The organism is Nocardia sp. CA-129566 (assembly GCF_050956075.1).
Lineage (GTDB): Bacteria > Actinomycetota > Actinomycetes > Mycobacteriales > Mycobacteriaceae > Nocardia.
The window spans coordinates 8407004-8423730 of sequence record NZ_CP192085.1; the positions used below are offsets into that span (position 1 = coordinate 8407004).

The window sequence follows — 16727 nt, forward strand, 5'->3', positions numbered from 1 at the left end:
CGGGCCTCCTCAGCCTTGGTTCTCGGATACGAGCTGCACGACCTCATCGAGGGACGCACCCCGCAGGATCGTCGTCACCGGCACCTCGCGGTTGAGCGTCGCCTTGATCCGAGTGCGCAGATCGAGCGCCTGTAGCGAGTCGATGCCCAAGGCGACCAATGGAATCGAGCCGTCGATGGCCTCGACGCCGTCGCCGAGCATCACCCGATCGAGTTCGCGGCGAACGACTTCCGCGATACTCGCGGGGAGCTGCGGTGCGGCGATCGTGGCAGGTGCCGGTGCCTGCGGTACTTCCGACTCGGATGCTGGACGCGTCAGCTGATCCCACGCCGGCGCGAAAACCGGTGCCAAGCCGATGGTTTCGCAGACCTCACGCAGCCGCCGCCAGTCCGCGGCCAGCACCACGCTGTTGCGGGAGCGATCGGCCAGACCCGCCGCGATCGCCTGGGCTGGCGGCATCGGCAACAGTCCCGCACCCGTGATCCGGGATTCCATCTCGGCGTGGTGCGGCAGTTCCCACAGTCCCCACTGCACCGCGACGCAGTCTCGCCCCTCGGCCCGCAGCCGCGTCGCGAGCGCGTCCAGGATACGATTGGCGCCCGCATAGAGCGCCTGGTCGCGACCGCCGAGCGTGGCCACGAACGAGGAACACAGCAGCACTGTGGCGTGCTCGGCCAATGGCACTGTGCGCAATACCGTGTCGAGGCCGAGTACCTTCGCGCCCGTGCTCGCCGCTACCGCCGCCGCGTCGAGTTCGGACCACACGTAGCTGACCGCGGCATGCACCACGAGGTCGACCGGATGTGCGCAGTAGCGCTCAGCCAGCTCCGCCACCGCCGCGGCGTCGGTGATATCGCAGGCCACCACCTCGATCTCGGTCGAGCCGAGCGCGCGCAAGGTCCGTAGTCGCTCGGTGAACTCCGGGCTTTCCCCGCGTCGGCCCACCAGTGTGATGCGCTGCGCGCCGTCGCGGCAGAACTGCTCACAGAACCGTAGGCCGACGTGCCCGGTGCCACCGACGATCAGTATCTCGTCCAGGTTCGGAGCCGGTGCGGCGCTATCGGATTCGACGACGCGTAGGCGCTTGGCGTACGGCTTGCCCCCGCGCAGTGCAAGTTCCGGCTCGTCCACCACATGCAGCGCATCGATGACGCGATCCGCCAACGACTTCGGGTCGAGCGCAGCCGCGTCCGGCGGCAGATCCAGGTGCCGGAACGCGATGCCGAGATGGTCGAGAGCGAGGGACCGGAACGCGGCCGCCGCCGCGCTGTGCCCCGATGCGGCGACCTCTGTCGGAGCGACCGTCTCGGCACCCGTTGTCACCAGCCAGCACTCGGTGACACCGGATGCGAAGGCGGGCCGTCGGTCCATCGTGGCCGCGAAATCGGCCAACTCGGCCACCGCTCCCGCCATGTCGGCGGCAGGGGTCGTCGGCAGCAACAGCGCCACCGTGTCGGGGTCCGAATTCCCATCGAGTACTTCGGCGCCATATCGGGGTGCCCGCTCCGCCAGGGCAATGGCGAGTTCGTCGGCGGAACCGGTAAGTAACAGTCGACGCGGTTCGGCGGGCGAGCGCCGCGACAGCGCGGTCCACTCCTCGACCAGCCGCACTGGTGACGCTTCTACCTCGGCAATATCGTCCTGCATCGAACGGTAGGACGCCCAGAGCTTTTTCGGGTTCAGCACAGTCGGCGGGAAATCGCACAGCGGCAGTGCCGGGGTGTCAGTCGGCGCACCGGTGCGCAGCGCCGCCCAGGGATAGTGCAGATCGTGCACCGCCACTTCGGCGAGATTGCGGGTGAATTCGCCCAGTCCGGTCGCGGTGCGCAGCGACGTGCCGACCACCCGGAATGCGTGCGCACTCGATGCCAGATTTTCCTGCAACACCACCTGCAATGTCGGATGCTCGGCGATCTCGATAAACGTGTCCACCGCATCCGCCGCGGCCGCGATCGCCCGGTCGAAACGGACGCGGTTGCGCAGATTCCGATACCAGTACTCGCGCTGGCTCAGTTCGGGTGTCACTGCGGCACCGAGAGTGGCTCCATAGCAACCTATTTCGCTCGGCGCGAAGGTCGCGTCGGCGAGCTCGTCGGTCAGCACCCGTTCGAAATCCGTCCGCAGTTCGGTCATCACCGAGGTGTGCGCCGGATAGGCGACCTGAATCTCCTTGGCGAAGCGGTCCTGCTCGGTCGCGACCGCGATCAGGTCTGCGATCGTGGCGCGCTCACCGGCCACCGCGACCAGTTGCGGTGAATTGACCACGGCGATCTCGGCCCAGCCCGAATGCCGGGCCAGCATTGCCTCACAGCTCTCGCGATCGGTGCCGATCACCGCCATCGCGTAATCACCGGACGCGACCCGCTCGGCGAGCACCGCGCGATGCGTGACCACCAGTACGGCCTGGCGCGGTGTCACGGTTCCCGCGACGGCACAGGCCGCCAGTTCCCCCTGGCTGTGCCCGATCGTCGCGGCCGGGGAAACACCGGCCGCCCGCCACATGGCGGCGAGGCCGAGCATGTGAAACATTCTGGCGGGCTGCACATCCGCCAGCGTCTCGGCCGCGCTGTCCGGCGCGCCGAGCAGATAGCGCAGCGGCCGGTCGTGCCCGAAGCGGTCCTCGTGCAGCGCCGCGTACTCGTCCACGACACTGCGGTAGTCGGGCGAGAGGTCGTAGTACAGCCGCCCCATGCCGGGATGCTGGCTGCCCTGGCCGGGGAAGACGAATCCGACGCGACGCACGCTGGCCGGACCGTCCGAGCGCACCACCGCGTCATGCGGCACGTCATCCATCACGGCGTGCAGCGCGTCCAGCAACTGCGTGCGTTCAGTCGCCATCACAAGTGCGCGGTACCGACGCGCGGGCCGCGTCCGAAATAGCATGTCCGCCAGTCGATCCGGGGTAACGCGCGGATGCTCGACCAGGTAGGTGCGGATCGCGGCGGCCTCGGCGCGTACACCAGCAGCGGTATCGGAGGACAGCAGTACCGGGACCGTGCCGTCCGGCAGACGATGGCTAGACATCGGTGTCCTCCCACTCCGGCATGGCGACGATGGCGTGTGCATTGGTGCCCGCCACACCGAACGAGGACACAGCCCCGTAGCGAAGGCCGTCCACCGGTTCCCATGGCTCGAATTTCGCGGCCAAGCGCAAACTCGTGGACTCCCAGTCGATGGCGCTGGTCGGATTGTCCGACCACAGGCTCGGTGCGATGTGGCCGTGCGCGCCGCACAGCAGCATCTTGATCAAGCCGAGAATCCCCGAAGCCGCCTGCGCGTGACCGATATTCGACTTCACCGACCCTAGCTTCGCGCCGCCGCCGGCACGGTCCGGCGCACCGTAGATCTTGGTAAGTGCGGTCAATTCCAGCGGGTCGCCGACCGGGGTGCCGGTACCGTGGCCCTCGACCAGTCCGATCAGTTCCGCGGGAAGCTCGGCGGCGGCGAGCGCGTCCCGGATCAACCGTTCCTGGGCGGCCGCGCTCGGCACGGCCAACGCCGCGCCCTTGCCATTGTGGTTGACGCGGGATCCGAGCAGCCGACCGTGGATCCGATGACCGAGCCGCCGTGCCCGCGATTCCCGCTCCAGCACAATGACTCCCGCGCCCTCGCCCCACAGCGTTCCGGTGCTGTCGGCGGAGTAGGGGCGGCAGTGACCGTCCCGAGCCAGGGCATTGGCCTTGGAGAACTCGACGAACATGCCCGGCGAACCCATGACACACACCCCACCGGCCAGTGCCCACTCACATTCACCCGCGCGGATCGCGGCCGCGGCCTGGTGCACTGCAGTCAACGACGACGCGCAGGAGGTGTCGACGCTGATCGACGGCCCGACCAGTCCGAGGCTGTGCGAGATCCGCCCGGCCACCGCGCCGAGCGCCGTTCCGGTCACCCGAAATCCGCTGAGCGCACTGACCTCGGCCATCCGCGGCCCGTACTCCAACGCCGAAACACCCATCCAGCAACCGGCCCCGTCACCGTCGAGCGCGACCGGGTTCAGACCTGCGGCCTCCACCGCACGCCAGGCGACGCGCATCGCCACGCGCTGCTGTGGGTCCATGGCCGCCGCCTCGCGCGGGGTGATGCCGAAGAAGGCCGGATCGAATTCCGCGGCTCCGGTGAGGAATCCGCCCGCATCGCGAACATCGGACCAACCCTCCTTACGACCGAGCGAAAGCAATTGCGCGAGCGGCCATTCCCGGTCCCGGGGAAATGGACCGATGAGTTCCCGCGATTCGGCCAGTGCCGACCAGAATGTTTGTGGACTATCGATTCCCCCCGGCGCCTCCACCGCCATTCCGACAACGACGATGTGGTCTTCGCCCCCGGTAACAGATCCTGCCATGGTGAACCTAACGTGGAGAAACGGACTGTCTTTCGCGAACGGCCGCAGCCAGCATTTCGGCGATGCCGTCGACGTGGTCGTGCAGATAGAAATGTCCGCCGTCGAAAAGGGTTACCGCGTATCCGCTTCGGCTGTGCGCGGCCCAGGCGCGCAAATGCGCGACGGTGACGAACTCGTCGGCGGCGCCGCCGAGGGCCTGGATCGGGGCGTGCACCTGGACGTCCGGATCGCAGACATAGCTGTCGAACGCGCGGTAGTCGGCCTCGAGCACCGGCAGCGCCATTCGCATGATCTCCCGGTTGGCCAGCAGGTCGGCGCCGGTGCCGTCGAGTGCGGCAAGCCGGTCCAGCAGAGCCTCGTCCTCGTCGGGATGCGGTGGTTGGTCGACCACCAGCGGCGGTGCGACCGCACTGGAAACGCCGAGCAATGCGACCTCGACACCGGCGGCTTCTGCCTGACGCACGAATTCGAAGGCCACCATCGCACCCATGCTGTGTCCGAAAGCGGTCACCGGAACATCGCGTCGATAGGGCGATTTCAGGAATTCCGCGAGTGCACCTGCGGCCAGCTCGGCAATGGTGGCCGGAATCGGCTCGGCGGCCCGGTCCTGACGGCCGGGATACTGCACGACGGCGACATCGAAATCCGCGCTGAATCGCTTGGAGAATCCGCGGTAGGTCGAGGCGCCGCTGCCCGCGTGCGGAAATACCACCAGGAGCGGACGACCCTCCGAGGTCGGTTTGTGGAATTGACGAATCCAGCCAAGGGCTTTCGGCATCACAACGGCTCCTACATCGCGCGGTGTCAGCCGAGCAGCCACTGCGGCGGAAGAATTCGACCACAGCGGACGCCGACCCTTGTCGACCTCCTCGGACGGTCCGGGCCACGCTGACCGATGCAGGTTAGCATAGGATAACCTTACTGCCATATCGCCTAGGTGATAGCGAACGGAGCTCGACACCGATGAACCCGACCGGGACGCCCTATGTCCTCGCCCGCGAGTTGACCGATACCTCCGACGAGGTCCGCGCCGCGCCCGCACCGCCGCTCCCGACGCTGCCCGCGCCCTTCGACCTGCGCCTCGCCGACCCGGACAGCGATGACCCGAAAACCCTGGCGGACTGGATGAATCGCCCTCATCTGCTCGCGGCCTGGGAGCAGCCGTGGTCGGCGCAGCGGCGCAGGCAGGACTGGCAGGCTCAGCTCGCAGGCAGCTATTCCCGGCCCATCTTGGTCGGCTACGACTTCGCCGCCGCGGGCCGCCCCGAACTCGGCCGCCGCGAGGTGGCCTATCTCGAGCTGTACCGTCCCGCCAAGGACGAGATCGCCCGGCTCTACCACGCCGACCCGTACGACGTGGCGCTGCACCTCGCGACCGCCGATATCGAACTGGTCGGGCGCGGATTCATGGCCGAGTTCATTCGGGCGCTGCTGCCCGCAATCTTCGCGGCCGAGCCGAAATGCCGTCGCATCATGGCCGATCCGGATCACCGCAATGTCGCGGTGCGTCGGCTGTGCGAGAAAAACGACTGGCCCAGCCTGGGTGAATTCGACATCCGGTCGGATCGCCGTATCTCCCTCTATTCGCTGCCGCGCACCCCTGCGGATGCAGTAACGCTGCGGTAGGGACCGCATGCGGTGCCACGTCGGCACCGCACCGCAGTCGGCCCGGGCCGCGCGAATGAGCGCGCGAGCACCCACGCTCACTCGCGCGGGCGCGCGGCCCCGGCGAGGTACGCAGCGGACCGCGGCCGGACCGGCTCGGACCGCAAGATCCGGTCCGAAAGTTCCCCGAGGCAACTGAGATTCGGGAATCCAGGGCCCTGTGCGATGGCGGCCAGATTCGGCAGGTACAGCTTCGAGTCGAGTCCGGTCACCGCCAGGTCGTACCCGATCGACGCCTCGATCCGAGATTGTGTCGGGCGACCGCCGACCGCCAACTCGACCAGATCCGCGGCATCCTGGTCGAACAGATCCAGGAACCACAGCGGCTGTCCGCCGGTCGCATCGACCACCAGATCGAAGACGTGCACCTGATCCGCGCGCATTTCGTTGCGCAGCGTCAGCGCCACACCGTCGCCCTGGTCCGCCACTCGAACCACTCGGCCCTGCAGATGGTGCACCCGACTGTCCGGGAGCAGGCTCTCCTGTACGCGCACCGAGAACACACCCCGATCGGTCCGCCGAATAACGTCGCGGCGTTCCTCGATCGTCAATGCCGCCCACTTGATCGGATCGCTGAAAAGTGAATTCTCGAAGTAGCTTTCACCGCGGGTGTAGATGGTGGCCATCGGCGAGATCACCGAGATGGACAGCATGCCGTGGCGCACCAACTCGTCCAGCGCCGAGCCGGCCGTCTCGCCGCCGCCGATCACCGCCACCCGGGACGAGACCGGCAGATCGCGCCTGCCCGCCAAGTCCCAGAACTCCGCGATGCTCAGCACCCGGGGGTGTTCGGCCAGCGCCTTGCCGGCCCGCCCCGGACCCGTGATCATCAATCGGTCCACGTCAACGCGCGTCGGGATCCCATCGGCAGCAGTTGCCGTGACCGACCAGCCCGCACCGGCCGCGGCGACGGATCGCACTGTGCCGGTGGTCAGTTCGAGATCGATGCGGCGGGCCACCCACTGCAGGTACTTCGCCCAGACGTGGTGGTGCGGATTCGGACGGCCCCGGTCGATCCATTCGGCGTAGGTGCCCTGGTCGACCAGGAACGAGGTCCAGCTGTAGGCCATCATGGCCGCGTTGATCTCCTGGTTGCGCCCGCGCGCCCAGGTCGAGCGATAAGGGAAGCCGACATCCTTCTCCGGGCTCGTGCCCAGCCGATGCTGACCGTCGGTCCAGCCACCGGTCGGCAACCAGTTGCCGCCGACCGCGCTCGCCTCGACGACCACCACCCGCGGGGCCGGCAGGCCGAGTTCGTACAGCACATGCGCTTTCGTCGCTACCGCAAGGGCTTTCGGGCCGGCACCGACCACAAGAAGCGTTTCCACCGATCTCTACTTTCTCCCGCGCTGCACCGCCGTCCGGTCTGCGTGTGTGTCGCCACACGTTTGCACACACCCGGCCCATCTATGTTTGCATAGCCTTACCTTATATTGAACCCGAGTGACGTCCAGAGCGGCGACACTCACACCCGAAACACGATTGGACCGAAGATGATCGACACCCGAAACACGCTCGCCGCGCGCATCGCCACCGCGGCACTGGCCCTCACCGCCACCTTCGCCGGCGCCGCGGCCACCATCGCACCCGCCACCGCCGCGCCGATCACCGCGCCGCTGCGCGCCGAGACGCCGAGTGCGGGCGAACTGACCGCGAAACTGGGCGTCGCCATCAATACCAGCGCATCTCGGGCCGCCCGCGCGGCCGAACTCGAAGCGGGCGAGGCCGGGCTGGGCACCATGGACGCGATCGCCGGACTGCTGGCAGCCGCCCCGCCGAGCCTGCGCTACAACGTCGTCAACCCGTCGGTGTCCGGCGATCGCATCGATGCGACCCTGCGCGTCACCACCGAGGGATACCCGGACTTCAACTACGCCGTGTCCTGGCGGCAGCTGGACGGCACCTGGAAGTTCACCCGGGAGGCGCAGTGCAACCTCGCATCCGCGCTCTCGTTGCCCTGCTGATCGAAATCGACTGCGACGTAGAGATATGACGGCCGCTTGCCGCGCAACCCGACGCGGCAAGCGGCCGTTGCCGAACAGTCGCGGTGGGCACCGCAAGACATTCAAGTGTCGTTAGGCTAACCTTACTTTCATGGGCAAAGGATTCAACGGCCTGATGGTGAAGGCATGGGGCGGCGACGACTACCGACTCACCGTCACCTCGAGCGAATACGTCACCGACAAGTACCTGCGACTCGGCTTCACCGCCGGCGGGCTGCTCGAAAAGCATCCGGTACATCCCACGCAGTGGATCCGCTGCTGGATTCCGGACAGCGCCAGCGAGAAGCTGCACCACCGGGGTTACACCCTGGTGGACCCGGATCCAGCGGGCGATCGCCTGTGGATCGAATTCGCGTTGCACGAAGGGCCCGCCGCATGCTGGGCCGAAAACGCCTCGGTCGGAGACGAACTCGACGTCACCGTGCTCGGTTCCGACTTCCAACTGCCGACGGTAGCGCCGAGCGAATACCTCGTCTTCGGCGATACCGCCTCACTGCCCGCGATCAATTCGCTGCTCGACTCGATCGGCGATACCCCGGCGCGGGTCTGGTTGGAATGGCAGTACGAATCCGACCAGCAGATCCCGCTGCGCAATAAACCGCATCACACGGTGACCTGGCTGCAGCGCATCGACGACGGCCGCATGCTGCGCGAAGCCGCCCAGGAAATCACCTGCCCCGCTGACGCATTCGCATGGATCGCCTGCGACGGGCACACCACCAGATCGATCGTCAAGACCTTCAAGCAGACGCACGGCCTTCCCAAGACCGCCATGAAGTACCAGGCGTACTGGAAATAGCTTTCCGGGCAGCGCCGGAGATCATCCCGCTGTTCTGCTGGTGATCGGCTTCCTGGTCCAGCTGGCGACCCCGTCCCCTAAGCGGGTGCTGGTTCCAACCGCCAACCCGTCGCGCGCGATCGCTCGTTCCAGAAGTCGGCGTACCGACCGTCCAGCGCCAAAAGCTCTGCGTGCGTGCCACGTTCGACGATCCGCCCGCTGTCCAGGAACAGAATCTGATCGGCGTGCGCGATGGTGGCCAGCCGATGCGCTACCACGATGACCGTTTTGTCCCTGGTAAGTTCGTGAATTCCACGCACCACGACGGCCTCGCTGTGCGGGTCCAGCGCGCTGGTCGCCTCGTCGAGCAGGACGATCGGCGCATCCTTGAGCAGTGCGCGAGCGATCGAAACCCGTTGCCGCTCACCACCGGACAGGGTCGCGCCGCCCTCGCCGACCGCAGTGTCATAGCCGTCGGGCAACCGGTCGACGATCTCGTCCACCCTGGCGGCCTCCGCCGCGCGATGCAGCTCCGCGTCGGTGGCATCCGGACGGCCGATCCGAATGTTGTCCGCCACCGACTGATCGAACAGATAGACGTTCTGGAAGACCAGCGACAGCTGATCCAGCAGCGTGGCCGAGGGCTGATCGCGCACATCGTGACCGCCCACTTCGACCCGGCCCGCACCGACATCGTAGAACCGTGCGGCCAGCCGCAGCAGTGTCGTCTTGCCCGCGCCGCTCGGGCCGACGATCGCGGTGGTGGTGCCCGCGGGCACGGTGAAGGTGATATCGGACAGCACCGGCTCCTCGGCCTGATAGCCGAACTCGACCCGATCGAACACGACACTCGGCGCGCCCGGCGTCACCGGCGAATCCGACTCGGGCAGTACCGGTTCGGCGAGCAGGGCGTTCACACGGTCGGCGGCGGCCGCGGCCGAGCGCAATGCCGTGGCCAGCTGCGCGGCCTGGTTCAGCGGCTCGACGAACCGGGAACTCACCGCGATCAGCGCGATCGCCGCGACGACGGAGATGGCGCCGTCGCTCACCCGTCCGACGATCAGATACACCAGCACCAGCAGCACCGCCTGCACCAGCAACGCGAATACCATCAGCCCCGGAACCGTCGACAGCACAAGGCCATTGGCGGCCGAACGCTGCCGGCGCAGCGCACCGTCGAGTGCCCGGTTGCCCGAGCCGACCGCGCCGAAAGCCCGCAACACCGGTTGGGCCTGCGCGAATTCGATCACGCGCGAGTTGGCTTCGGTTGCCGCGCTGTGCATCCGTTCGTCGGAACGGCTGTAGCTGCGGTTCGCCCAACGGTTCACCACATACAACACCGGCGCGGCCACCAGCATGGCCAGCGAGATCCGCCAGTCGACGAACAGCGTGCCCACCGCGACGCCGAGCGGAACCACCACGCTGGTCAGCATCTTGGCCAGCAGATACGCCACCAGCCCCTGCACTTCGCGGACATTGTCGACCACCACCCGCGACAGCGCGCCCGCATCCTGGGCACCGAACCAGCCCAGCGGCAGGGCGTTGAGGTGATCACCGATGCGGTGCTGCAATCCGCGCTGCATGCCGATGCCGATCCGCAGGCCAATGGTGGCCTGCAGATAGCCGAAGACGATGACCGCGCCGACGGCGACCGCCATGGCCAGCGTCCACCACCAGGCGCGGCCGAGGTCGTCGCCGAACAGTGCTTCCAGCACCGGGATCAGCAGCACATAGGCAACGGCCTGACTCGCGGCCTGCGCGATGATGGCCGCGAGCAACTTCGGCGTCAGGTGGGCGAATTCGGCGGGGACGAGCCCGAACACCTTGCGAATCATCGTGTTTCCTCCAGTGCGATGGTGTCGAGCGCAGCCTCGTTGATCTCCCACAGTCGCTGATACATGCCGCCCGCGGCGCGCAGGCGCGCGTGATCGCCCTGTTCGACGAGACTCCCGTTGTCCAGCACCAGAATCCGGTCACTTCCGGTAGTCGTGTGCAGGCGGTGCGCGATGACCAGCACGGTGCGGTCCGCGACCAGGACGGCGAGGGCGTCCTGCACCGCCGCCTCGGACTCCGGATCGGCGAAGGCCGTCGCCTCGTCCAGTACCAGCACCGGAGTGTCGGCCAGCAGCGCCCTGGCGATCGAAAGCCGTTGCGCCTCACCGCCGGACAGTGTTGCATCGACACCGATTTCGGAATCGTAGCCGCGCGGCAGCGCCGTGATCCGGTCGTGGATCTGTGCGGCCCGGGCCGCCCGCTCCAGGGCGGCTTGGTCGGCATCGGGACGGGCGAGCTGGAGGTTTTCCCGTATGGTGCCGCGGATCAGACGCACGTCCTGGAATACGAAACCCACCGTGCGGTATAGCTCTGCACTCGAATAGGACCGGATATCCCTGCCCCCGATGGTGATTCGACCCGAGGTCGCATCGTAGAAGCGGGGCAGCAGCTTCGCGAGCGTGGACTTGCCCGACCCACTCGGACCGACCAGCGCGGTGATGGTGCCCGGCGCGAGTTCGACGTCGATGCCGCGCAGCACCTCATGTCCGGCGCGGTAGCCGAAACGCACATCCTCGAACCGGACCAGTCCGGCGGGCGCGCCGTCGGCCTCGGCCGAATCGGCCGGTGCCGCCGCGTCCAGTTCGGGCGTCTGCCGCAGTTCGTTCAGGCGCACCGCCGCGGCACCCGCGGCACGCATCGCCTGGGTCCCATAACCCAGCCCCAGCAGCGAGCTACCCAGACCCAGTCCGACCAGCAGGAAGGGCAAAACATCCAGCGGGGCAAGCCAATCGAGGCCGACAGCGACAAGTCCGGCGGCGATGATGAGCAGCATCACGAACACCGGTGACACCACGGCATCGATCGCCGACTGCAATCGAATAACCGGCTGCTTGAGTCGATTCAGACTGCTCGCCTGGGCGTCGACGGTCTCTTGGAACGCCTGGTGCGCACGGCCCGACCGCCCGAACGCGCGCACTATCTGGATGCCGTCCACGAATTCGATGGCCGCTTCCTGGGTGCGCCGCTCCCAGCGCTCGTACACCACCAACCGGTCGCGGCCGTCGCGATCGAGCATCCGGCTCAACCCGATGGCATAGCAGATCAGCGGAACCAGCAGCACCAGCGTAAGTAGCCAGTCGACCGTCAACAGATAGCCGAGCGTGACCAGCGGAACCGTCAGCGCACCAACGAAATCCAGTCGCGCATGCGCTACCAGATAGTGCAGCGCCTCGACATCGTCCTGCAGCAGCTTCTTCACCTCACCGGAGGTCCGTTCGACGAACCAGCCCAGCGGCACTCGGGTCAGCTTGGCCGCGAGCAATTGGCGCAAGGTCAGCTGGTAGCCGCCGTCGGTCAGGTGCGACCAGGTCAGCGCCACCGCCTGCAGCACGGCACGGACAACGAGCACGCATACGGCAGCGAGCAGCAGCCCCCGCACCTGTCCGGTGTCCATCGGCTCGGCGAGCAATTCCCGGCATGCCGCGACGATGAGGATGAACGGCACGACCGTGCACACCGACGCGATCATGACGAGGGCGCTCGCGAGCATCAGGGTGCGCCGCACCGGCGCGAGAATCTCCTTGCGCGCCTCGGCTTCCCGCCGCTTGCGTGCCTGCTGCACCGCTTTCGGCGGCCGATTACCGGTCTCCGTCGCGGGGAGCGGCGGCGCGAGCTCCACCGTCATATGTCCTCACCTCTCAACCCTTCGTGCGGGTGCCGCCCGAATCGGACCCATCTTCACACACAACAGACCAAGAGGATAGGTTAGGCTAAGTTATCTACGGCTCGCGCTCATTCCAGCCCAGGTCACGCTCGATTACCTCGAACAGCTGCTCGTTCCACGGGCGATAGAACTCGCGCAGCCGCGCCACCGATTCATCGTCCGGTTCCGGGAATTCGAGCGGATTGCGGTTCAACACGTGATGGCGGACCGGCTCGACGGCTGGCAGTTCGAGGAATTCCTGGATGCCGCGCACTGTCTTCGAGACATCGGCGAAGAAGTCCTCGGCGGAGACGATGTAGACGTTGTCCCTCTCGAAGGCCTGCAGCCAGCGGCGAACCGAGTGCACGTAGACACCGGTGGCGAGTACCGGCATGGAGGGCAGCGAGGTCGGCGGCGGCGGGGCCGGAAACATGTCCAGCGCGTATCCGATGTAGTCGGCGTAGCTCTTGCCGTACGGCATGGCGCGCAGGCCGTCCTTGCTACTGAGGAACAGATCCCATTTGTAGTGCGAATGCGCACGATCCACCGGATCGCGCAGCATCATGACGATCTTGGCGTCCGGACGGGCCGCACTGTAGTTGTCGATCAAGGGAAGATCGTGCAGCAGTGGGTCGAAATAGCCGGTCAGCGCCCGGCCGGTACATCGCAGCACCTCGGCCTTCTCATGTTCGGTCGGGAAGTACGGCCCCCAGAACTGCGGGTAGCCGTGGCCGATCTCCTTGGTCAGCGGCGCCAGGATGCTCGGATGCTGCATGAGGTAGCTGGCCAGGTCGGTCGTGCCGCTTTTCAGCGCGCCGACACAGGCGAAATCCGGCGAAACTCGCGGCCCGCCGAAGCGCCGCAACCACAGCCGAACCGGCGGTACTCTGCCGAAATAATGCGGCAGTGTCAGATAGCGCATTCCCAGCTGCACGGAGCGCAGTGGATGCGCGAGGTAACTCTCCCGGTTGTAGCGGTGCATTTGCCATTCTTCGAATACTTCGAACCCCTTCGTGTACTTGTCGGAAGTGCAATCTTGCACACTCGACGGCGTCACCCCTGTTGACATTGGAACTTCCCCTCGCATTACTTGATCGTCGCCGCCAGGCCCGCGGCGGACGTCGAACCGAACCAAGCGTGGTGAATGGTTCGGCGGCTCTGGACGCGCAAATAGAGGAAGCACACGTTGTTACCTCCTGTCCTCGATCCCGCTGCCCTTCGGAATCGAATGCGGATCACCGTAGCGCCGAATTCGTCTCGGCGACAACTGAATCCGCATGAACCGTCATGCCGATCCGATCCGGAGAAGACGATGCATCGGATTTGGGCAACTTCACAAGACCCGTTAACCGGGGGGTGGACTCGACAATCTAGGTCATACGACCTATATTTGCCGCATGTCCGATCACCTGCTGTTCGACATCAACGCACCGGTCCTCATCGTCGGCGGCTACGGCACCGTCGGCACCGAACTGGCCCGCCTCGCTTCCGCACAGTGGCCCCTGCTGCTCACCGGCCGAAACCCCGCGCGGGGCAGCGCTTTTGGCGGAGAACTCGGCGCACGGGTCGCGCAGTGGGACCTCACCGACGCCACCGACTTCCATGCCGAGGCGCGCGCGGTGGTGAGTACGGTCAACGATCCCGACGACCGCGTGCTGCGGGCCGCCGTGCGCGCGGGCATCCCCTACGTCGACATCACCCGTTGGACAACCCGCCTAACTCGGGCCGCCGTGGTGGCCGCGACGCTGCACCCCACCGCACCGGTTCTACTTTCCTCGAGTTGGATGGGCGGCGTCACCGGACTGGTGACCGCCGCGCTCGCCGAACAAGTGGGCGGAGCAAACGAAGTCGATATCGCAATTCGCTACGCGCTTGCCGATCGGGCCGGGGTCGACTCGGTGGAATTCATGGACCGACTCGGCATGGAATTCGAGGTAATCCAGAATGGTGTTCGACGCATGACGATGCCACTGCGGGATTCCCGGCAGGTGCGTATCGGCGGTGCAAAGACCCGAGTCGCCCGCATCGATACCCCGGAGCAATTCACATTTCCACTCACCCTCGGTGCGGCGACCGCGGCCACCAGAATCGGGTTCGATTCCAGCGCGGCATCGACCGCATTACTCACCGCGGCCAAATTCGGATTCTTCCGCCGGGCGCGCGGCGATCGCTGGCGTCCGCTGCGGCGATCAATGCTGTATTCGCCGGGTGACGGCGCGACCGCCGCATTGCGCATCGATGTGACCGGCCCGGGCGGGACCCGATCCGCGACCGTGCTCGATCCCGCCGGTCAGGCGCATCTCACCGCGGTCGGCGCGCTGATCGGCCTGCGCCGCGTGCTCGACGGGGACGCACCCGCCGGTGTCTCCTTCCCGGAATCCGCGACCCGGCCGCAGGATCGGCTCACCGAGCTGGCCCACGCCGGCGTCGACATCGAGGTCACGCCGTGACCCGCCGCTACGCCGCCGGCGCGGCCCGCCAGGACGCGCTCCTCGATGCCGCGGAAGAACTGCTCCGCACCCTCGGCTACGCGCAGACCTCCATGCGCGCCGTCGCGGCCGCGGCGGATGTGCGCATCGGCCACCTGCAGCACTACTTTCCGAGCCGGACCGAGCTGATCCAAGCGGTGCTGCGGCGGGTGATCGACCGGTCGCGGGCCCGGCTGCGCGATGTCACCGATCCGGAATCCGCTGTCGCATACCTGCTCTCGGAGCAGGAAGACGAATCCGCGGTGCGCCTGTTCATCGAGATCTGGGCGATCGCGGCCGCGGAACCGACCATCCGGCCCGCGGTCACCGAGTTCTACGCCGAATACGTCCGTCAGGTAGCGGAATTCATTCGCGCACGGCAGCCCCGATGCGATGCGGCCACCGCACGCGCGCGGGCCGAAACCTTCGTCGCGCTCATGGAGGGCGCGGCACTGATGCGCTCGGGCGTCGCCGCCAATCGTTCCGACGCCACCGACCGCGTGGTCCGCGATACCGCGCTCACCCTGCTGACTACCGCATGACCGGCAGCACAGCGACTTTCGACCGCCCGGTCGCGGCCTCGATGAATTCGACGGGATCGGGCACCGCGGCAAGTATCTCCCTGGTGAGCCGTAGCGCCGGTTCCGGAACCGGCGAACCGCCAACCGCCGCAATGAGATCGAGCAGATGCACGGTGACATCGACGACGGCGACCTCGGCGAACGCCCGATAGGTCACGCGTCCGAGGATCGGATGGGCCAGCACATCGCCGGGCCGCACCGCATCCAATTCGGCGAGCCCGTCGGTGTCGAATCGGCGCAACAGCTCGTCGATATCCATCGTCTCGGCCGCCTTGCGCGCCGCCTCCTCGATTTCATCAGCTGCCGTCTGCGCGATTTCGCCGGGGCTGTTGAAGATTCGCAGGATTTCCGCGCCGCTGGTCACCGTGTGCCCATCCGGTACCGGAGCCTCGCGCATCGCCTTCAGCACCGTCGCGTCGGGTGCCACATGGGCGAACAGGGCGCGCACGGACCAGCCCGGCAACCGGGTCGGCGTCGCCCACTGCGCCGCCGTGAACTCGGCCCCGCGCTCGGCCCATGACCGCCAAAGCTCTTCCAAAAGTTCGGTATTCATTCGATCCCCTATTCATCGCGTGGATAAGTCGGATGTCGAAAACCTCACGGACACTTGGCAACGCATGCGATGTGGTCGATGGCCACCGCCCACTCATGGTATCGCCGAGCGCGCCGGGCTTTCGATCGAACGACCACCCCGGACCCGCGGATTTCGCCTGTTCGACGCGCCGAGGAAGGTTGTGTGAACGGCGGGCCATACCGGTATCTTTCGCGGCCGAACGTCACTAGCTTCTGCTGCTGAACAGAATGCGACTGCGGCTGGAGTTGTGAAAATGTTTGTCACGACAATTATTTCGAATATGAGCGATTGCCACCACGATCCGGGCGACCTGACCAAGGAGCAAGCGCACCGCGCGATGCAAGTGCACCTGTATTGCAGCGTCGATATCTGCAAGGTCCGCCGCCGCGCCAGACAGACCCTGGTCGAGTCCCGTCGGATGGTCTTGGACGAACGCGCCGAGCCGTAGCGACCCGGAATCGACACGGCGGTCTCGACGTGCGGGACTCGCCTCCACCTCGATGACCGAAGACCAATTCCACGCCGAATATTCGGTCGCGGGGCGGATCACCCCTGATCGACTGCGCGGGCTGTGCGCCCGACCCGGCTGTGAGCTGGGGATTTACCGGCGGCTAAG

14 protein-coding genes are annotated in these 16727 nt (G+C 66.8%); 6 read left to right on the forward strand and 8 right to left on the reverse strand.

What is annotated here, in order from left to right:
* Nucleotides 1–9 precede the first annotated feature (9 nt).
* Genes nbtC through ACQP0C_RS37415 form a run of 3 tightly spaced genes read right to left on the reverse strand, consistent with a single transcriptional unit; the run spans nt 10 to nt 5123 of the window.
* Complete coding sequence (nbtC, locus tag ACQP0C_RS37405) at nt 10–3024, reverse strand: nocobactin polyketide synthase NbtC (protein ID WP_433727881.1); 3015 nt, start codon at nt 3022–3024, stop codon at nt 10–12.
* Nucleotides 3017–4345: a polyketide synthase gene (locus ACQP0C_RS37410; protein ID WP_433727883.1), complete on the reverse strand. Its 1329-nt coding sequence runs from the start codon at nt 4343–4345 to the stop codon at nt 3017–3019. The genes nbtC and ACQP0C_RS37410 overlap by 8 nt, the downstream gene beginning before the upstream one ends.
* A 7-nt stretch (nt 4346–4352) precedes the next feature.
* Nucleotides 4353–5123, reverse strand: a complete 771-nt coding sequence (locus tag ACQP0C_RS37415) for a thioesterase II family protein (protein ID WP_433727885.1) — start codon at nt 5121–5123, stop codon at nt 4353–4355.
* A gap of 185 nt (nt 5124–5308) precedes the next feature.
* Here ACQP0C_RS37415 and ACQP0C_RS37420 point away from each other — a divergent pair, with 185 nt between their 5' ends.
* Entirely contained in the window at nt 5309–5971 is a 663-nt protein-coding gene (locus ACQP0C_RS37420; protein ID WP_433727887.1) for a GNAT family N-acetyltransferase, read from the forward strand.
* Nucleotides 5972–6048: 77 nt separating this feature from the next.
* Here the strand turns inward: ACQP0C_RS37420 and ACQP0C_RS37425 are convergent, their stop codons facing one another.
* Complete coding sequence (locus tag ACQP0C_RS37425) at nt 6049–7338, reverse strand: SidA/IucD/PvdA family monooxygenase (RefSeq protein ID WP_433727889.1); 1290 nt, start codon at nt 7336–7338, stop codon at nt 6049–6051.
* A 165-nt stretch (nt 7339–7503) separates the two neighbouring features.
* Here ACQP0C_RS37425 and ACQP0C_RS37430 point away from each other — a divergent pair, with 165 nt between their 5' ends.
* Complete coding sequence (locus ACQP0C_RS37430) at nt 7504–7974, forward strand: hypothetical protein (RefSeq protein ID WP_433727891.1); 471 nt, start codon at nt 7504–7506, stop codon at nt 7972–7974.
* Between the two features lie 130 nt (nt 7975–8104).
* Nucleotides 8105–8812, forward strand: a complete 708-nt coding sequence (locus ACQP0C_RS37435; RefSeq protein ID WP_433727893.1) for a siderophore-interacting protein — start codon at nt 8105–8107, stop codon at nt 8810–8812.
* Between the two features lie 77 nt (nt 8813–8889).
* On the opposite strand, the gene ACQP0C_RS37440 is transcribed toward ACQP0C_RS37435, so the two are convergent.
* The 3 genes from ACQP0C_RS37440 to ACQP0C_RS37450 form a co-directional block, all read right to left on the reverse strand.
* Nucleotides 8890–10626: an ABC transporter ATP-binding protein gene (locus ACQP0C_RS37440; protein WP_433727895.1), complete on the reverse strand. Its 1737-nt coding sequence runs from the start codon at nt 10624–10626 to the stop codon at nt 8890–8892.
* On the reverse strand, nt 10623–12470 hold the full coding sequence (locus tag ACQP0C_RS37445; RefSeq protein ID WP_433727898.1) for an ABC transporter ATP-binding protein: 1848 nt from the start codon (nt 12468–12470) through the stop codon (nt 10623–10625). Before ACQP0C_RS37445 ends, ACQP0C_RS37440 begins: the two co-directional genes overlap by 4 nt.
* Before the next feature lie 94 nt (nt 12471–12564).
* Nucleotides 12565–13470, reverse strand: a complete 906-nt coding sequence (locus ACQP0C_RS37450; RefSeq protein ID WP_433727900.1) for a sulfotransferase family protein — start codon at nt 13468–13470, stop codon at nt 12565–12567.
* 415 nt (nt 13471–13885) lie between these two features.
* Here ACQP0C_RS37450 and ACQP0C_RS37455 point away from each other — a divergent pair, with 415 nt between their 5' ends.
* Both ACQP0C_RS37455 and ACQP0C_RS37460 read left to right on the forward strand, forming a co-directional pair.
* Entirely contained in the window at nt 13886–14938 is a 1053-nt protein-coding gene (locus ACQP0C_RS37455; RefSeq protein ID WP_433727902.1) for a saccharopine dehydrogenase, read from the forward strand.
* Nucleotides 14935–15498, forward strand: coding sequence for a TetR family transcriptional regulator (locus tag ACQP0C_RS37460; RefSeq protein ID WP_433727904.1), 564 nt, complete (start codon nt 14935–14937; stop codon nt 15496–15498). The genes ACQP0C_RS37455 and ACQP0C_RS37460 overlap by 4 nt, the downstream gene beginning before the upstream one ends.
* Here the strand turns inward: ACQP0C_RS37460 and ACQP0C_RS37465 are convergent.
* Entirely contained in the window at nt 15488–16090 is a 603-nt protein-coding gene (locus tag ACQP0C_RS37465) for a maleylpyruvate isomerase N-terminal domain-containing protein (protein ID WP_433727906.1), read from the reverse strand. The genes ACQP0C_RS37460 and ACQP0C_RS37465 overlap by 11 nt on opposite strands.
* A gap of 301 nt (nt 16091–16391) precedes the next feature.
* On the opposite strand from ACQP0C_RS37465, the gene ACQP0C_RS37470 reads away from it, so the two are divergent.
* Nucleotides 16392–16559 (forward strand): hypothetical protein, encoded by a 168-nt coding sequence (locus tag ACQP0C_RS37470; RefSeq protein ID WP_433727908.1) that lies wholly within the window; start codon nt 16392–16394, stop codon nt 16557–16559.
* The last annotated feature ends 168 nt before the right edge of the window (nt 16560–16727 follow it).